This window comes from Streptomyces sp. NPDC027189 (assembly GCF_055566975.1).
Window position 1 is genome coordinate 246714 of record NZ_JBVHRI010000010.1, and the last position, 15933, is coordinate 262646.

A 15933-nucleotide genomic window follows, 5' to 3' on the forward strand; every position below is an offset into this window, starting at 1 on the left:
TAATCTCCACGGAATCTGTACGACCCGACGACGGTGCGCGGGCCCCCGGATACCGGACTTGGAGCATCCGCTTCCGGGAGCCGTGCCGCCCCGGGAGGCCTGCACAAAGGGTGCCGAGCCGCTCCCGGTGGACCCGGGCCGGCTCGGCGCCCTCGCGGCGTCACCGGCGAGACGCCGTCACCGTCTCTGCCGGTGCCACGGCCTCGCTCGCCGCAGGACGCGGTGTCCGCACCAACATCAGTACCAGCGCTCCGGCGATCATTCCCGTCACACCCGCCACCAGCGACGCTGTGTTGAGCCCCGAAGCGAAGGCGGCCCGCAGCGTGTGCTCGGACAGCGTGCCCCGCAGCGCCCCGGCACCGCCGCCCGCCAGTGTGTGTGCCGCGTCGTGCGACAGCGTGTCCTGCATGCGGGAGGTCAGCACCGTGCCGAAGACGGCGACCCCGAGCGCGTAGCCGAGCTGGCGGACCGTGTTGACCGCGCCGCCCGCCATACCTGCCCGCTCCGGCGGCACCGCGGCGAGCGCGGCGCCCGCGATCGCGGGGGAGACGAACCCGGTGCCGATCCCCACCAGCACCAGGCCCGGCACCAGCGCCGTCCAGCTCGCGCCCGCGTCCAGCACGGCCTGGCAGAACACGCCCGAGCCGATCAGCAGCAGCCCGCCGCCTATCGTCAGCCGCGCCGGAACCCCGTGCAGCAGCTTCCCGGCCAGGATCGCGACCGCCACCGAGGCTCCCGTCATCGGCAGTAGCGTGAGCCCACCGCGCACCGGGCTCATGTCCAGCAGCGTCTGCATCCAGATCGACAGATACGGGATGACACCGAACGCCGCACCGTTGAAGGCGAGCGCGCCCACCATCACGCCCACGAACGCGGGCTTGCGCAGCAGTGACAGATCGAGCAGCGGATGGGCCACCCGGCGCTCGACGAGGACGAACGCGACCAGTGAGAGGGCCGCGAGCGCGAACGAGCCCGTCGTGAGCGCCGACGTCCATCCGTCGGACCCGGCCCGTACCACCCCGTACGTCGTCGCCCCCGCGAAGAACGCGAACGCCGCCGTGCCCGCCCAGTCGATGCGCATGCCGCGCGGACCGCGCGACTCGGGCACCACCTTCAGCGTGAGCCACACCGACGCCACGCTCACCGGCAGGTTCACGAAGAAGATCCACCGCCAGCCGGGCCCCTCGGTGAGCAGCCCGCCGAGCACCGGCCCGACCGCGGCCGCACTGCCGCTGACCGCGCCCCACACCCCGAGCGCCGCCGATCGCTGCCGTCCCTGGTAGACCGAGCCGAGCAAGGGCAGTGTCGTCGCGAACATCGCCGCCGCGCCCACGCCCTGCAGTCCGCGCGCCGCGACCAGCATGCCGGGCCCGGACGCCAGCCCGCACAGCAGCGACGCCACCGCGAACAGCACGACGCCCGCCACATGCACCCGGCGGCGGCCGAGGATGTCGGCCGCGGCCCCAACTCCCAGCAGCAGCGCGGCGAGCGCGAGCGCGTACCCGTCGATCACCCACTGCAGATCACTCAGCGACGCGTCCAGCGCCCGCGCCATGTCCGGCAGCGCGACGATCCCGATCGTCACGTCCAGCAGCAACATGAACGTGCCCAGGCACACCGCCGTGAGCGGCCCCCATGTACGCATGTCCTCAACTCCTTGTGCCACGGATGCGTATGCCTCCGTACGATGAGGTCGTGCCGGATGATCGCGGCGGTTTCCGACGCCCGATCGACGGAATCCGACAAGGACGGGCCCCATGGAGATGGAATCCCATACCTTCGACAAGCTCGATCTGCAGCTGCTGGCGGCGCTGGAGCTGGACGGCCGGGCGCCCTTCAGCCGGATCGCGGCGGTGCTGGGCGTCTCCGACCAGACGATCGCGCGGCGCTACCGCAGGCTGTGCGCCGAGGGCGGGCTCCGCGTCGTCGCCGTCCGCGACGCCCAAGCGCTGGGCCAGGACCAATGGATGCTGCGGCTGCGCTGCGCTCCCGACAATGCGGGGGCCATCGCGGAGGCGCTGGCCAAGCGCCCCGACACCGCCTGGATCGGACTCGCCTCGGGCGGTACCGAGGTGGTCTGCATGACGCGCCCCCGCAGCCCCGGTGACCACGACGACCTGCTGCTCGGCAAGCTCCCGCGCACCCCCAGCATCATGGAGATCCGCGCCCACCAGCTGCTGCACCGCTTCTTCGGCGGACCCAACGGGTGGCTCGGCAAGTTCACCGTGCTGACGGACGACCAGATCGCCGCGCTGCGCCCCGAGCCGCCCGGCTTCACCGGCCCCGCCCGGATCGACCCCGAGGACGAGCCGCTGCTCGCTGCCCTCGAACAGGACGGACGCGCCACCTACCCCGAGCTCCAGCGGGTCACCGGCCGCTCGGAGTCCGCCGTCAAACGCCGGCTGGCCGGTCTGATCGCCTCAGGGGCCGTGTACATCGACGTCGAGTACCACTCCGAGATCCTCGGCTACCCGCTCGCCGCCTGCCTGTGGATCACCGCCGTCCCGGCCGCGCTGCACTCCGTCGGCCAGGCCCTCGCCACCCACGACGACATCGCCTTCGCCTCCGCGACAGCGGGCTCCTCCAACATCGTCGTGACCGCCATCGCGCGGGACACGGCGGGCCTGTACGCCTACCTGAGCGAGGGGCTCGGCCGCCTCGAAGGCGTGCAGCACGTCGAGACGACGCCCTTCCTGCGCAGGGTCAAGCAGCTCACCTACACGAGGCCGGCACGCTAGGTGTCTGGTGCCATGCCGCGCTCGCGCAGGTGCCGGCGCAATGTGCGGGAGAACCCTAGGCCTGGAACTCCGTGAGATCGATCCCGTACACCCGCAGATCGTGCCCCGTCTGAGCGTCCTGCGCCGTGCTCTCCGCCCCCATACCGAGTTTGCCCAGCACATTCGCGGACGCGGTGTCGCTCGTCCGGCATACGGCGACGACCCGGTCGAGACCGCGGTCCTGGAGAGCGAACTCGAGCGTGGCCTGCGCCGCCTCCGACGCGTACCCCTGCCCCCAGAACGCCCGCCCCAGCCGCCAGGCGATCGCCACCTGGCCCGCGACCTCGGGCGGGGAGTCCGGAACGTACAGGCCCACCGCTCCGGCCAGCTCTCCGGATCCGAGGAGCTCGACGGCGAAGATCCCGAAGCCCTCCTCGTCCCACTCCTCCTCCCACGCCTCGATGTCCTCGGCGGTCTCGTCCAAGGAGCGCGGGGTACCGTCACCGATCCAGCGCATCACCTCCGGATCGGCGTGGATCTCGGACAGGGGGACGAGGTCGTCATCCAGCCAGCGGCGCAGGAGAAGACGGGGGGTGCGGATCTCGCTCATGGCCCCATCCTGCCCTTTCGCTTCCCATGCCGAGCAAAACGCCTAGCTTCGCGGTCCCGTCGGTCCCCGGTGCAGTCGGACGCCGCCACTCAGGATCGCCGCCGCCAGCGCGTCCGCCGCTTCCTGTGCGGACGTCCGGCGCCGCCCGTGCACCAGGACGAAGTCGACCTCGCCGAGTTCCGGCAGTCCCGCCCGCTCCGGTACGCGGACCAGCCCCGGCGGGACGAGTCCGCGAGAGTGGGCCATCACGCCCAGGCCCGCGCGGGCGGCCGCGATGAGGCCGTTGAGGCTGCCGCTGGTGCAGGCGATGCGCCACGGGCGGCCCTGGCGTTCCAGGGCTTCCATGGCGAGGGCGCGGGTGATGCCCGGGGGCGGGTAGACGATCAGGGGGACCGGGCGGTCGGGGTCCAGGCGCAGCCGTTCCGCGCCGATCCACACCAGGCGGTCGTGCCAGACGAGCTCGCCGCGCGGATCCTCGGGCCGCCGTTTCGCCAGCACCAGGTCGAGCCTGCCCGCCGCGAGTTGCTCGTGGAGCGTGCCGGAGAGCTCGACCGTCAGCTCCAGGTCCACCTCGGGGTGGTCGTACCGGAAGCCCTCCAGGATCTCCGGCAGCCGGGTGAGGACGAAGTCCTCGGACGCGCCGAAGCGCAGCCGGCCGCGCAGCCGTGTCCCGGTGAAGAACGCCGTCGCCTGCTCCTGCACCTCCAGGATCCGGCGCGCGAAGCCGAGCATCGCCTCGCCGTCCTCCGTGAGCTCCACGGAGTGCGTGTCCCGGGCGAACAGCTGCCGCCCGGCGGTGTCTTCGAGACGGCGTACGTGCTGGCTGACCGTGGACTGCCGCAGCCCGAGGCGCCGTGCGGCCTGGGTGAAGCTCAGGGTCTGGGCCACCGCCAGGAAGGTACGCAGCTGGGCCGGGTCGTACATGCCGTTAGGTTATCGCGAATCGCGATGACAGTCAGAGCGGTATGAAGGATTCCCGATTTCGGGTCGGAGGAGGAGGATGGAGAGGGCACGACCCGACCTCGTACGACGACGCACAGAACCGAGTAGTGGAGCACCGTTGAAACGCCTGCAGTGGCCGAGTTGGATGCCGATCGACCCGTACATCCTGCTGTTGCTCGGGACGGTGGGCCTCGCCGCCCTCTTCCCGGCGCGGGGTACGGGCGCCGACGTCGCCTCGGGCGCGTCCACGGCCGCGATCGCGTTCCTGTTCTTCCTCTACGGGGCGCGCCTGTCCACTCGTGAGGCGGTCGAGGGGCTCAGGCACTGGCGGCTCCACAGCACGGTCCTGGCCTGTACCTTCGTGGTCTTCCCGCTTCTCGGCCTCGCCGCTCGCGGCCTGGAGCCGGTCTTCCTGACACCCAACCTGTACACCGGCCTCCTCTTCCTCACCCTCGTCCCGTCGACCATCCAGTCGTCGATCGCGTTCACCTCCATAGCGCGGGGCAATGTGCCCGCCGCGATCTGCGCGGGCTCCTTCTCCTCGCTCGCGGGCATCGTGATCACCCCGCTGCTCGCGGCGTCCCTGCTGGGCAACAGCGGCGGTGGCTTCTCCGCGGACGCGCTCGTCAAGATCGTGCTGCAGCTGCTGGTGCCGTTCGTCGCCGGGCAGGTGCTGCGCCGCTGGATCGGTGGCTTCATCACGCGGCACAAGAAGGTCCTCGGGTACGTCGACCGCGGCTCGATCCTGCTCGTCGTCTACGCCGCGTTCAGCGCGGGCATGGTGCAGGGCATCTGGCACCAGGTGAGCCCCGTCCGGCTGGCCGGACTCCTGGTCGTCGAGGCCGCGCTGCTCGCCGTGATGCTCGCGCTCACCTGGTACGGCGCGAAGGTACTGCGCTTCAACCGGGAGGACCGGATCGCGATCCAGTTCGCCGGGTCGAAGAAGTCCCTCGCCTCCGGTCTCCCGATGGCCAGCGTGCTGTTCGGCGCGCACGCCTCGCTCGCCGTGCTGCCGCTGATGCTCTTCCACCAGATGCAGCTCATGGTGTGCGCGGTGATCGCCCGGCGCCGTGCCCACGACCCCGAGGCCGCCGAGGCGGCTACGACCCCGGTTCCCCCAGTCGCAGAGTCACGAATCGCGGTCGGTACAGGGACACGTTCCGGCTGAGGTTCGTCTGCGCCGCGGCGCCCGTCGCGTCCAGCCAGTTGACGTCGTAGCTGAGCACGATCCGGTCCCCGTTGCTCAGCTCCGGGTGCGCCTGCGGGTTGTACGCCGCCACGTCACCTCGGGGCAGCGAGGGGCTGAAGCTCCGGGTGGGCCCGTGCCAGGGGCCGGTCGGCGAGCACGCCCAGTACGAGGTGATCGTCGTCAGGCCCGCGGTGCCGGCCGCCATCGTGAACAGCACGTACGTGCCTCCGTCGCGCACCACCGTGAACGCGCTGCCCACGCCCGTGCGCTGCCCGTCCCCGAGCACCGGCGCCGGACGCGCCCGCACCGTCCACCCCGAGCCGTCCGAGTACTCCCAGGCCCCCGGCTCGGCGAGCCTGCCGCGCGGCACCCGCGCGACGTAAGCCTTCGAGGCGGGGCGCGAGGCGGCCTGCCCGTCGTCGCCGCCGAAGACGTAGGTCCAGTCGCCCACGTCGACCGCGGAGGTACCGAACAGCACTCGCTGGGAAGCGTCCGGGACGGAACGCTGGTCCAACACCGTGGTGATGCCTTCGAGGCGCAGATCCGGCAGCGAGAGCGTGGCGACCTCGGTCGAGGTGGGCACGCCGTAGATCCAGGGGGCCTGGCCCGTGGTACGGGTCCACAGCAGGACGCGGACGACGTTTTCCGAGGAGCCGGGGGAGCGGGGCTCGACGCGGGCCGCGACCGGCCAGCGCCACTGCTGCGGCCCCGGGTCCGGGAACACGGGTGCGGGAAGTGTCGTCCGCAGCCGGCCCTCGCGGGACATCACGACGGCCGAGTTGCGCACGAGGGGAGCGCTCGTGTCCCGCCAGGCGTACGACTCTCCGACCGGGTTCGGCGGCGCGTGCACCAGGCCCAGATAGGTGTCGGAGAACAGCCACAGCACCCGGCCGTCTGGCAGCCGCACCGAGTGGGTGCCGTCGCCGCCGGTCCAGTCGTCGGTGCGGTCGGCGTCGTCGCCGTACCGGGCGAACTCGCCGGTGTACTTCGCGTTCGCGGTCCAGGACCTGAGCGTACGAGCCGTGCACGCGCCGCCGCCCTCCCGGTCGTGGTCCGGGAGGGCGGTGAGCAGCACGGCCGCGCAGACCAGGGCCAGCAGAATGCCCAGCCCGGTCCCGTTCTGCCGTCGTGCTCGTGCGTCGTCGGGCACGGACGGGACGTTAGTAGTCTCCGCTCACATGGTCCATGGGCAGCCACAGGACCGTGTCCCGGGTCGCCTTCCGTGAGGGCTGCTCGGGCGCCGCCGCCAGCTCGTCGTCGCTCAACGCCCGGTCGTAGACCCGTACGTCGTCGATCGCACCGGTGAAGAACGCCCGGCTGTCCATCCGTTGGCCGATGTGCACCCCGAACGGCGAGTTGCGGCTGACCGATCCGGGCACGTCGGCGGTGCTGACCGTCGTACCGTCGACGAACAGCGTGAGCTGTCCGCCGCCGCGGCGCAGCGCCAGATGGTGCCACTGGCCGTCGTTGTACGCGCCCGTGGAGCGCACGGACGCCGTTGTCGGGGCCGACGCGCCGTTCCTCGTGGTGATCAGCCCGGTGATCCGGTTGGACGCGGGCTCGCCGCGCAGCCACACCTGCGGTTGTGTCGTCCCGATCCCGCCCATCCACAGCAGCGGCTGCTCACCGGTGGTGGCGGTGTAGCGGAACCACAAGGACGCCGTGAAGTCCTTCGTCCCGAGCGGTAGTCGGTCCTGATACGGCAGCCGGACGGCGTCGTCGGTGCCGTCGAAGGCGAGCGCGTCGCCGAACACCCCGTCCGTCTCCTGGGCGCCGCCGAGGACCGCGGCCCGCTGGGTGCCCGCGAAATCGGCCGTCGTCGGGTCCGGGCCACGGCGTGGCTTGAGCCAGTCCTCGGTGAACCGGGCGAAGCGGATCTCGTCGCGTGCGTCGACCGCGCCGCCCTCGTACATCAGGCCCACCGTGTCGCCGTCGACGCGGACCATGTCCGAGTACCCGGACCAGTCCGTGGTGACCACCGTGCCGCGGTCCACGCTGTCCCAGGTGCGCCCGCCGTCGTACGAGGAGCGGATCATCATGGTCCGGCGGCGGTCGGGGTCGCCGGGGCAGGACAGCAGGATCCGGTCGCCGAGGCGCAGGGTGGAGCCCTGTACCTGGGGCGCGTAGAGGTCGGGGATGTCGCGGAAGGGGGTCATGAAGCTGTCGCCGCCGTCGCGGCTGACGGCCTGTGTGCGGTGGCCGAGGTCGGTGCCGTCCTGCTCGCGCCCGCTGACGAGGACGGAGCCGTCGGTGCGTTCGGTGAGCGCCATCTCGGACGGCTTCTGGCGGAAGGTGCCGTCGTCGGCGATCGGCCAGGAGTCGGTCGCGCCGATGTCCCAGTGGTCGCCGCCGTCGTCACTGGTGATGAGCGCGGCGTTGTTCGCGGTGACCCGACTGCCGTTCCACGTCTCGGTGTTGACGCCGAAGACGAGCCGTCCCGCGTGTCGGCCCCGGGTCAGCTGGATGCCGTGCACGGGCCCGGTGGCGTACCAGGAATTCCAGTTGGCCGGGAGGATCTCGTCGCTCAGGTCGCGCGGCTGCGACCAGGTGTGGCCGTCGTCGTCGCTGTACTGCAGGTGCGGGGTGCGGTCACAGGGCACGGAGCAACTCGCGCTGTCCGTACGACCCGTGTTGTACGTCTCGGCCAGCAGGATGCGGCCGGTCTCGCGGTCCACGATGGGCGCGGGGTTGCCGTGCGTGTCGCCGCCGCCCTCGTTGACGACCTGGAGGGGTCCCCAGGTGTGCCCGCCGTCGGTGGAGCGCTTGACCACGATGTCGATGTCGGCCGCGTCACCGCAGTTGAGGACGCGCCCCTCGGCGAATGCCAGCAGCGTGCCCTCGGTCGTCTTCACGACGGCTGGGATGCGGAAGCAGGCGTAACCCGGATCCTGGGAGGCCTTGAAGAGCACCTGCTGCTCGAACTCACCTGTGGCGGAAGCCTGTTCGGCTCCCGCCGGGCTCGGCAGCGCGAGCAGCGCGGCGGTGGTGAGAGCGGCGGTGAGGACGGCGGTGAGGGTGGATCTGAGACGTCTTTGAGGAGTGAATCTCAGACGTGCGCGGAGACTTGACGGCATGGTGCGACCTGCCCTTCATGCGTCTGGGCAATCCGGATACTCTGGACATCCCACGTCCAACGTTCGCGTCACAGACGCTACTTGGGCTTTCAGGCACCCCACAAGAAGCGTGCACCGGTCGTGTTCATGCCGGATCCCGTCGACGCCACGGGGGCGGCAGCACCGGAAGTGCGGCCCCCGGCTGGGGAGTTGGCGCCGGACCCGCTGCACTCCTGCGGCAGACGAGGGCGTCGGGTGTTCTCGCCCCGCTTCTCCAAGTACGCCACGACAGCCGTGCCCAGCACGACCGCGCAGGCCAAGAACGAGCCGAGCAGGGTGGTGCCGGCATCCAAGCAACTGCCTCCTACCTGGACGACGGGCCGCGCGGACGTGGCGCGATGGAACTCGCCAGGAGTAACGAGCCGGGGCGCGCGGGGATGTGCGGGCGGCGTCGGGTACTCCGGACGGGCGGTGACGGAGCGTCATGGCTGCTGTTCGGCCCTGCCGTCCGTCGGCAGTTGGCGCAGTACCGCCGTGCCGTCGACCGGTCGGAACCGTGCCGTCCATCGGTCAGGGCCGTGCCCTCCATCGGTCAGGGCCGCAGTACCACCTTGCCGAGGTTGCTCCGCGACGTGATCACCTGGTGCGCCTTCTCGGCGTCCTCCAGTGCGAACTCCCTGTGCACGGCGGGCGTCAGTGTGCCGTCCGTGAACCGCCGCCACAGCTCCTGCCGCCACCGTTCGTACAACTCCGGCTCCCCGCGGGCGATCCGCGCCATCTGGAAGCCGGTCACCGACTTGGCGCCCACGAGGAGGTCGTACGCCTGGATGCTCCCGCCGCCCGAGCTGTACGCGACCAGCCGCCCGCCCGGGGCGAGCGCGGCGATGGCCGGGGTGAGCAGGTCGCCGCCGACCGCGTCGAGGGCGTAGTCGACGGAGGCGCCCCAGTCGGCGGTGTCGTACGTGATCACCGCGTCGGCGCCGAGCCCCCGTACGAACTCCGCCTTCCCGGGAGCGGACACCGCGCCCACGACACGCGACGCGCCCCGCAGACGGGCGAGCTGGACGGCGAGGTGCCCGACACCGCCGGCCGCCGCCGTGACGAGCGCGGACTCACCGGGTGCGGGGCGCGCCGCTTCCAGGGCGCCGAGCGCGACCAGACCGCTGCGGACGAGGGCGACCGCGTCGACGGCGCCGGCGCTCTCGGGGACAGGTGTGGCCATGGCTTCGAGCAGGGGAGCGCAGTCGGCGTACCCGTGCCCGAAGCAGAGTCCGGTGACGCGGTCGCCCGCTCTGAAACGGGTGACGCCTTCGCCGACGGCGACGACCTCCCCGGCGATCTCGCCGCCGAGCGCGATCGGCTCGGCCGCCTCGGTGACTTTCCGCACGACGGGGAGGGTCACGCCGATCGCCTCGGTGCGGACGAGCAGCTCGCCGGGCCCTGCGGTGGGCAGGGGAACGTTCTCCAGGAACAGCGGGCCGCCGGTGTGCTCGTACCGGACGCGACGCATCGCACCTCCACAGTCGAGAGCAGTCGAGAGCAGTCGAGAGCAGCCGGAAGCAGCCGGAAGCAGTCGGAAGCAGTCGAAGTCATTGGGAATCCCAACGGTATCGGGGTAATCGTTGGGGTGTCCAACGGTTATTGGCTACCCTGGCGGCATGTCCGCCCCCCTGTCCGCGATCCGTGCCCACCCCAGCTGGCTGCTTGGCCGGGCCGCCGCCCGTGGCCGTGCGCTCGTCGCCGAGGCCCTGGCCGCCGAGGGCGTGAAGATGTGGCACCACGTGGTGCTCTCCGCCGTCTGCGATCTCGGTCCCGTCGCCCAGGCCGAGCTCGGCCGCTCCATCCAGCTCGACCCCAAGGACCTGGTCGGGATTCTCAACGACCTTCAGTCCGCCGGTCTGGTCGTCCGCGAGCCGGATCCGAAGGACCGCCGCAAGAACGCGGTGTCCCTCACCGAGGAGGGTGCCCGCCTGCTGGAGCGCTGCGAGACCGCGGCCCGCGAGGCGAACGACACCCTGCTGGCACCGCTCTCGGCGGCCGAGCGGGAGCAGTTCATGGGCTTGTTGACGCGGATTTCCGGCACGGAGCCACCGGCGGGCTGAGGCGGGGGCCCAGGCACGCACAGGCCCAGGCGCGGACGGGCTGAGGCGGGGCCCCTCCGGCGCAGGGGGCGCTCCCCGCCGTTCGGGGCCCCGCCGCCGTGTCGCGGGGAGCCGGTCAGCCCTGGGTGGCCGCGGCCCGCAGGGCGATGCGGTGCTCGCCCGCGTACACGTTCATGGAGGCGCCGCGCAGGAAGCCGACCAGGGTCAGGCCCGTCTCCGCGGCCAGGTCGACCGCGAGGGACGACGGGGCCGAGACCGCCGCGAGCACCGGGATGCCCGCCATGACCGCCTTCTGCGCCAGCTCGAAGGAGGCCCGCCCGGAGACCAGCAGGACCGTCCGGGAGAGCGGGAGCGTGCCGTTCTGCAGGGCGCGGCCGACCAGCTTGTCGACCGCGTTGTGCCGGCCCACGTCCTCCCGTATGTCGAGGAGCTCGCCCTCCTCCGTGAACAGCGCCGCCGCGTGCAGGCCCCCGGTCCGGTCGAAGACCCGCTGGGCCGCCCGCAGCCGGTCGGGGAGGCTCGCGAGCAGCTCGGGTTCCAGCCGCACCGGGGGAGTGGTGTCGCCCGCCGTGTCGTCGATCGTCCAGCGGGCCGTCGTACGGACCGCGTCCAGGCTCGCCTTGCCGCACAGGCCGCAGGAGGACGTCGTGTACACATTGCGTTCGAGCGTGATGTCGGGGATGACGACGCCGGGCGCCGTCCGCACGTCGACGACGTTGTACGTGTTGGAGCCGTCCACGGTGGCGCCCGCGCAGTACACGATGTTCTGCAGCTCGTCGGCCTCGCCCAGGACCCCCTCGCTGACCAGGAAGCCCGCGGCGAGCGCGAAGTCGTCGCCCGGCGTGCGCATGGTGATGGCGAGGGGTTTGCCGTTGAGGCGGATTTCCAGTGGTTCCTCGGCGACGAGCGTGTCCGGGCGGGTGTTCACGGCCCCGTCCCGGATGCGGATCACCTTGCGTCGTTCCGTGACTCGTCCCATGTCCTGATCAGCCCCGGTTCTGTACGTGCTGGTGGCCGAATCGGCCCTTGATGCGGAGATTGCCGTGGGTCACCGGGTCGCGGTGCGGCGAGGTGACCTTCACGATCTCATTGTCCTGCACGTGCAGGGTGAGGTCGCAGTCCGCTCCGCGGCGGAGGCGCGGGTCCGTGTCCGGCCTCACCTCCGTACCGCCGGGACGGGCAGCTTCTCGATCCGGATCGCCGAGGCCTTGAACTCCGCCGTCCCCACGATCGGGCAGTTCGCCTGGGTCGTCGGCCGGTCGGTGTCCACCTCGTCCGGAAAGTGCGTGGTCGTGAACGCCAGCCCGGGCCGCAGCGCCGTGTCCACCCACACGGGCGCAATGACCGAGCCACGCCGTGAGCGGACCTGGACCTCCTCGCCGACGACCACGCCGTAGTGCTCCGCGTCCTCCGGACACAGCTCGACGCACTCGCCGCGCCGTGATGGGGACACGGAACTGCCACTCTGCGCACCGGTGTTGTACGAGTCGAGGCGGCGCCCCGTGGTGAGCCGGATCGGGTACCGCTCGTCCGTCAGGTCGACCGGTGGGTCGTGCCGGACGAGCCGGAAGGGCGTGCGCAGATCCGGCTCGCCCGGGGGCTTCGGACGCGGCTCGTTGTGGACGGCCTCGGCGTCCGCGTACTTCCAGTCGTGGCCGAGGCGCGTGGCAAGGTCGCGGATGATGTCGATGTCGTCGCGGGCCTCGCCCGGCGGGGTGACCGCCGTGCGGACCCGCTGAACTCGGCGCTCGCTGCGGGGGGCTGTGCCGTCCGTCTCCGCCCACCCGCCGGTCCCGGGCAGCACGACGTCCGCCGACTCCGCCGTCCTCGTCAGGAAGGCATCCTGCACGACGAGGAAGTCGAGGCCGCGCAGCCGCCGTATCGCCCGCTCGCTGTCGGCCGCCGACTGCACCGGGTCCTCCCCGACGCAGTAGACGGCCTTGAGTGTGCCCTCCTCCATGGCCTCGAACATCTCCGTCGGGCTCGGCCCGTGGTCGCGCCCGGTCAGCAGGGACAGATTGCTCAGCGCGCCCACGGTGTCCGTGCCGTTGTGGTGCTCCGTGCCGCCCGGCGTCCAGCGCGGCCGGGCGCGCTCGCCGCGGGCGTACGCGCGCGCCAACTCCCGTATGGCGGAGGCCGGTACGCCCGTCACCTTCTCGGCGAGCGAGGGGGTCCAGGGCTCGACGAGTTGCCGGTACTCCTCGAAGCCCGTCGTCGTCCGTTCGATGTGGGCGTGGTCGGCGAGGCCCGCCCGGATGATCTCCCGGCCGATCGCGTGGGCCATCGGGACGTCGGTGCCGGCGTTCAGCACAAGCCCGTTGCGGGAGTCCACGTGGTTCGTGCCCATGACGACACGCGCGAACTTCCCTGCCACGTAGTTCATTTCACTCGTCGCGGGAGCGCGGGAGAACATTCCGAAGGCGCCGCGCGCCCGGCTCAGCCCCTGGGCGACGCGGGTCAGCGCCTCGTCCCAGTCGGCCTGCCGGAAGGGTTCGTCGCGCGAGTCCCGGACCAGGGGGTGTGTGAGCCTGGCGGAGACCTCCGGGGTGTGTCCGCTCATGCCGCGGTCCGCAGCGCGAGCAGATCCGAGATGGCGTGCACGGTTCGGAGCGTCGGCACCGGGACCTCGGTGATCTCCGCCAGCTCCACGACGGCCGCGAGCAGCACGTCGAGTTCGAGCGGTTTGCCACGCTCCAGGTCCTGGAGCGTGGAGGTGCGGTGGTCGCCGACGCGCTCGGCGCCGGCCAGGCGCCGCTCGATGGAGACGCCCACCTTGCAGCCGAGGGCCTCGGCGACCGCGAGCGTCTCGGTCATCATGATCTCGATGACCTTGCGCGTTCCGCCGTGCAGGCACATCTGCCGCATCGTCGCGCGGGCCAGCGCGCTGATCGGGTTGAAGGAGATGTTGCCGAGCAGCTTGAGCCAGATGTCGTTGCGCAGGTCCTGCTCGACCGGGCACTTGAGCCCGCCGGCCTGCATGGCCTCGCTGAACGCCTGACAGCGCGCGGAGAGGGAGCGGTCGGGCTCGCCGATGGAGAACCGGGTGCCTTCGAGATGGCGTACGACGCCCGGTCCCTCCAGCTCGGTCGCGGCATAGACCACGCATCCGATGGCCCGTTCGGGCGCGAGCACCGCACTGACCGCGCCGTCCGGATCCACACTCTCGATGCGATGGCCGTCGTGCGGACCGCCGTGCCGGTGGAAGTACCACCAGGGGATGCCGTTCTGGGCGGCGATGACCGCCGTGGTGTCGTGCAGCAATGGCTCGATCAGCGGCCCGCACGCCGCGTACGAGTTGGCCTTCAGGCCAAGGAAGACGTAGTCGACCGGACCGATCTCGGCCGGGTCGTCGGTGGCGTGGGCGCGCGCGGTGAAGTCTCCGCGCGGGCTGAGGACTCTGACTCCGTGCTGCCTCATGGCCGCCAGATGCGGTCCACGGGCTACGAGGTGCACATCGGCGCCTGCGCGGTGCAGCGCGGCGCCGACGTAGGCGCCGATCGCACCGGCGCCGAGAACGGCGACTTTCACTGTGTGGCGCTCCGTTCGGTCGAGGGTACCGAGGAACTGCCGAACTCTGTCGACGAAATATTGTCTACAGGATGGAATGACTTGCAGCAAGGGCTGGGTCCCACTCGGGGGTCTTTCGCGCGACGTTCAGGAGACCGTTCGCCGGGCCCCGCCGACCGTTCGTCGCGCCAGGGGTACCGCTCATCGCATACGGTCGACCAGTTTCGGTTGTGCGGGTTCCCCCTCGGGGAACCGCTTCCTATCGTTCGGGATCATGAGTCCCCCTGTCGCACCGCCCGGCTGGAGCCGCTGGCTCGTCCCGCCGGCCGCTCTGTCGGTCCACCTCTCCATCGGCCAGGCCTACGCCTGGAGTGTCTTCAAGCCGCCGCTCGAATCCGCGCTCGGCCTCAGCGGAACCCAGAGCGCGCTGCCCTTCCAGCTCGGCATCGTCATGCTCGGCCTGTCCGCCGCGTTCGGCGGCACGCTCGTCGAGCGCAACGGGCCGCGCTGGGCGATGACCGTCGCCCTCGTCTGCTTCTCCTCCGGCTTCCTGATCGCCTCCCTCGGCGCCGCCACCGAGCAGTACTGGCTGATCGTCCTCGGCTACGGCTTCGTCGGCGGGATCGGCCTCGGCATCGGCTACATCTCACCCGTCTCCACTTTGATCAAGTGGTTCCCGGACAGGCCCGGCATGGCCACCGGCATCGCGATCATGGGCTTCGGCGGCGGCGCGCTGATCGCCTCGCCGTGGTCCACGCAGATGCTGAAGTCGTTCGGTTCCGACTCCTCCGGCATCGCGCTGGCCTTCCTCGTGCACGGACTGACGTACGCCGTCTTCATGTCGCTCGGTGTGCTGCTGGTGCGGGTGCCGCGTGGCGAGAAGCCGGTCGCGTCCGCGCCGAGCGCGCTCGACGGCGTGCAGGTCTCCGCCAGGAACGCCGTGCGCACCCCGCAGTTCTGGTGCCTGTGGGTCGTGCTCTGCATGAACGTGACCGCGGGCATCGGCATCCTGGAGAAGGCCGCGCCGATGATCACGGACTTCTTCGCGGACACGTCCACGCCGGTGTCCGTCTCCGCGGCCGCCGGATTCGTCGCGCTGCTGTCGGCGGCCAACATGGCCGGCAGGATCGGCTGGTCGTCGACGTCCGACCTGATCGGACGCAAGAACATCTACCGGGTCTATCTCGGGGTGGGCGCGCTGATGTACGCGCTGATCGCCTGGTTCGGGGACTCCTCGAAGCCGCTGTTCATCATCTGCGCGCTGGTGATCCTCTCGTTCTACGGCGGCGGCTTCGCGACGATTCCCGCGTACCTGAAGGACCTCTTCGGCGGTTACCAGGTCGGTGCGATCCACGGCCGGCTGCTCACCGCCTGGTCCACGGCGGGCGTCCTCGGTCCGCTGATCGTCAACTGGATCGCCGACCACCAGGAGGAGGCGGGCAAGCACGGCTCGTCCCTGTACGGCCTCTCCTTCCTGATCATGATCGGCCTGCTCGCGGTCGGCTTCGTCGCCAACGAGCTGGTACGACCCGTCCATGTCCGGCACCACATTCCCGCACCGAGGGAGGCCGTCGATGTCCAGCGAGAGCAGTCCGCCCAGTAGGCGGAATCTGATCGCGTTCGCCTGGCTGTGGGTGGGCGTGCCCCTGTGCTATGGCCTGTACGAGCTGGTATTGAAGGCCAAGCAGCTGTTCACGGGGTGATGCCTGGGCATGTGTGCTGGAGGTGTTCGGGCGTCCGAGGGTCTGACAGAAGCCGACAAGCCTGGCGTCCCATTCCTGTGGCATCACCTGCCGTCGTACCCGTGAGTCAC

General features: G+C 71.1%; 15 protein-coding genes and 1 pseudogene. 5 read left to right on the forward strand and 11 right to left on the reverse strand.

All coding sequences use genetic code 11. The features are described from left to right. Nucleotides 1-160: 160 nt before the first annotated feature. Nucleotides 161-1645 (reverse strand): MFS transporter, encoded by a 1485-nt coding sequence (locus tag ACZ4RZ_RS25070; protein WP_467747714.1) that lies wholly within the window; start codon nucleotides 1643-1645, stop codon nucleotides 161-163. A 112-nt stretch (nucleotides 1646-1757) separates the two neighbouring features. Here ACZ4RZ_RS25070 and ACZ4RZ_RS25075 point away from each other — a divergent pair, with 112 nt between their 5' ends. Beyond that, nucleotides 1758-2738, forward strand: a complete 981-nt coding sequence (locus ACZ4RZ_RS25075; protein ID WP_467747715.1) for an Lrp/AsnC family transcriptional regulator — start codon at nucleotides 1758-1760, stop codon at nucleotides 2736-2738. Between the two features lie 55 nt (nucleotides 2739-2793). Here ACZ4RZ_RS25075 and ACZ4RZ_RS25080 read toward each other — a convergent pair whose 3' ends face one another. Beyond that, nucleotides 2794-3327 carry a GNAT family N-acetyltransferase gene (locus tag ACZ4RZ_RS25080; protein ID WP_467747717.1) on the reverse strand — a complete coding sequence of 178 codons (534 nt, stop codon included), beginning with the start codon at nucleotides 3325-3327 and terminating at the stop codon, nucleotides 2794-2796. Nucleotides 3328-3369: 42 nt separating this feature from the next. Beyond that, nucleotides 3370-4251, reverse strand: coding sequence for a LysR substrate-binding domain-containing protein (locus ACZ4RZ_RS25085; RefSeq protein ID WP_467747719.1), 882 nt, complete (start codon nucleotides 4249-4251; stop codon nucleotides 3370-3372). A 136-nt stretch (nucleotides 4252-4387) separates the two neighbouring features. Between ACZ4RZ_RS25085 and ACZ4RZ_RS25090 the strand changes: the two genes are divergently transcribed. After that, nucleotides 4388-5437 carry a bile acid:sodium symporter family protein gene (locus tag ACZ4RZ_RS25090; RefSeq protein ID WP_467747721.1) on the forward strand — a complete coding sequence of 350 codons (1050 nt, stop codon included), beginning with the start codon at nucleotides 4388-4390 and terminating at the stop codon, nucleotides 5435-5437. Here ACZ4RZ_RS25090 and ACZ4RZ_RS25095 read toward each other — a convergent pair. The 4 genes from ACZ4RZ_RS25095 to ACZ4RZ_RS25110 form a co-directional block, all read right to left on the reverse strand. Further along, nucleotides 5370-6608, reverse strand: coding sequence for a hypothetical protein (locus ACZ4RZ_RS25095; RefSeq protein ID WP_467747722.1), 1239 nt, complete (start codon nucleotides 6606-6608; stop codon nucleotides 5370-5372). The genes ACZ4RZ_RS25090 and ACZ4RZ_RS25095 overlap by 68 nt on opposite strands. A gap of 10 nt (nucleotides 6609-6618) precedes the next feature. Next, nucleotides 6619-8532, reverse strand: a complete 1914-nt coding sequence (locus ACZ4RZ_RS25100; RefSeq protein WP_467747723.1) for an exo-alpha-sialidase — start codon at nucleotides 8530-8532, stop codon at nucleotides 6619-6621. Nucleotides 8533-8621: 89 nt separating this feature from the next. After that, on the reverse strand, nucleotides 8622-8864 hold the full coding sequence (locus ACZ4RZ_RS25105; RefSeq protein ID WP_467747725.1) for a hypothetical protein: 243 nt from the start codon (nucleotides 8862-8864) through the stop codon (nucleotides 8622-8624). A gap of 239 nt (nucleotides 8865-9103) precedes the next feature. Continuing rightward, complete coding sequence (locus ACZ4RZ_RS25110; RefSeq protein WP_467747726.1) at nucleotides 9104-10021, reverse strand: quinone oxidoreductase family protein; 918 nt, start codon at nucleotides 10019-10021, stop codon at nucleotides 9104-9106. 148 nt (nucleotides 10022-10169) lie between these two features. Between ACZ4RZ_RS25110 and ACZ4RZ_RS25115 the strand changes: the two genes are divergently transcribed. Further along, nucleotides 10170-10613, forward strand: coding sequence for a MarR family winged helix-turn-helix transcriptional regulator (locus tag ACZ4RZ_RS25115; protein WP_467747728.1), 444 nt, complete (start codon nucleotides 10170-10172; stop codon nucleotides 10611-10613). A 115-nt stretch (nucleotides 10614-10728) separates the two neighbouring features. On the opposite strand, the gene fdhD is transcribed toward ACZ4RZ_RS25115, so the two are convergent. The 4 genes and pseudogenes from fdhD to ACZ4RZ_RS25135 all read right to left on the reverse strand — a co-directional run bounded on the left by fdhD (nucleotide 10729) and on the right by ACZ4RZ_RS25135 (nucleotide 14141). After that, the gene (gene fdhD, locus ACZ4RZ_RS25120; RefSeq protein ID WP_467747730.1) at nucleotides 10729-11592 is read right to left on the reverse strand and encodes a formate dehydrogenase accessory sulfurtransferase FdhD; all 864 of its coding nucleotides are present in this window, start codon (nucleotides 11590-11592) and stop codon (nucleotides 10729-10731) included. A 7-nt stretch (nucleotides 11593-11599) separates the two neighbouring features. Beyond that, nucleotides 11600-11740, reverse strand: a pseudogene (locus ACZ4RZ_RS25125) (2Fe-2S iron-sulfur cluster-binding protein); the annotation flags it as partial. A gap of 29 nt (nucleotides 11741-11769) precedes the next feature. Beyond that, complete coding sequence (locus tag ACZ4RZ_RS25130) at nucleotides 11770-13173, reverse strand: molybdopterin oxidoreductase family protein (RefSeq protein WP_467747732.1); 1404 nt, start codon at nucleotides 13171-13173, stop codon at nucleotides 11770-11772. Next, entirely contained in the window at nucleotides 13170-14141 is a 972-nt protein-coding gene (locus ACZ4RZ_RS25135; RefSeq protein ID WP_467747733.1) for a 2-dehydropantoate 2-reductase, read from the reverse strand. The genes ACZ4RZ_RS25130 and ACZ4RZ_RS25135 overlap by 4 nt, the downstream gene beginning before the upstream one ends. A 253-nt stretch (nucleotides 14142-14394) precedes the next feature. Between ACZ4RZ_RS25135 and ACZ4RZ_RS25140 the strand changes: the two genes are divergently transcribed. After that, nucleotides 14395-15723 (forward strand): OFA family MFS transporter, encoded by a 1329-nt coding sequence (locus tag ACZ4RZ_RS25140; RefSeq protein ID WP_467747735.1) that lies wholly within the window; start codon nucleotides 14395-14397, stop codon nucleotides 15721-15723. Then, complete coding sequence (locus tag ACZ4RZ_RS25145; protein WP_467747737.1) at nucleotides 15695-15823, forward strand: MFS transporter small subunit; 129 nt, start codon at nucleotides 15695-15697, stop codon at nucleotides 15821-15823. The genes ACZ4RZ_RS25140 and ACZ4RZ_RS25145 overlap by 29 nt, the downstream gene beginning before the upstream one ends. Nucleotides 15824-15933 lie beyond the last annotated feature (110 nt).

Excerpts from the sequence above, each read along its gene's own strand:
- ACZ4RZ_RS25070 (WP_467747714.1), bottom strand. The coding sequence starts at position 1,645 with ATGCGTACATGGGGGCCGCTCACGGCGGTGTGCCTGGGCACGTTCATG.
- ACZ4RZ_RS25075 (WP_467747715.1), top strand. The coding sequence starts at position 1,758 with ATGGAGATGGAATCCCATACCTTCGACAAGCTCGATCTGCAGCTGCTG.
- ACZ4RZ_RS25080 (WP_467747717.1), bottom strand. The coding sequence starts at position 3,327 with ATGAGCGAGATCCGCACCCCCCGTCTTCTCCTGCGCCGCTGGCTGGAT.
- ACZ4RZ_RS25085 (WP_467747719.1), bottom strand. The coding sequence starts at position 4,251 with ATGTACGACCCGGCCCAGCTGCGTACCTTCCTGGCGGTGGCCCAGACC.
- ACZ4RZ_RS25100 (WP_467747723.1), bottom strand. The coding sequence starts at position 8,532 with ATGCCGTCAAGTCTCCGCGCACGTCTGAGATTCACTCCTCAAAGACGT.
- ACZ4RZ_RS25110 (WP_467747726.1), bottom strand. The coding sequence starts at position 10,021 with ATGCGTCGCGTCCGGTACGAGCACACCGGCGGCCCGCTGTTCCTGGAG.
- ACZ4RZ_RS25115 (WP_467747728.1), top strand. The coding sequence starts at position 10,170 with ATGTCCGCCCCCCTGTCCGCGATCCGTGCCCACCCCAGCTGGCTGCTT.
- fdhD (WP_467747730.1), bottom strand. The coding sequence starts at position 11,592 with ATGGGACGAGTCACGGAACGACGCAAGGTGATCCGCATCCGGGACGGG.
- ACZ4RZ_RS25130 (WP_467747732.1), bottom strand. The coding sequence starts at position 13,173 with ATGAGCGGACACACCCCGGAGGTCTCCGCCAGGCTCACACACCCCCTG.
- ACZ4RZ_RS25140 (WP_467747735.1), top strand. The coding sequence starts at position 14,395 with ATGAGTCCCCCTGTCGCACCGCCCGGCTGGAGCCGCTGGCTCGTCCCG.
- ACZ4RZ_RS25145 (WP_467747737.1), top strand. The coding sequence starts at position 15,695 with ATGTCCAGCGAGAGCAGTCCGCCCAGTAGGCGGAATCTGATCGCGTTC.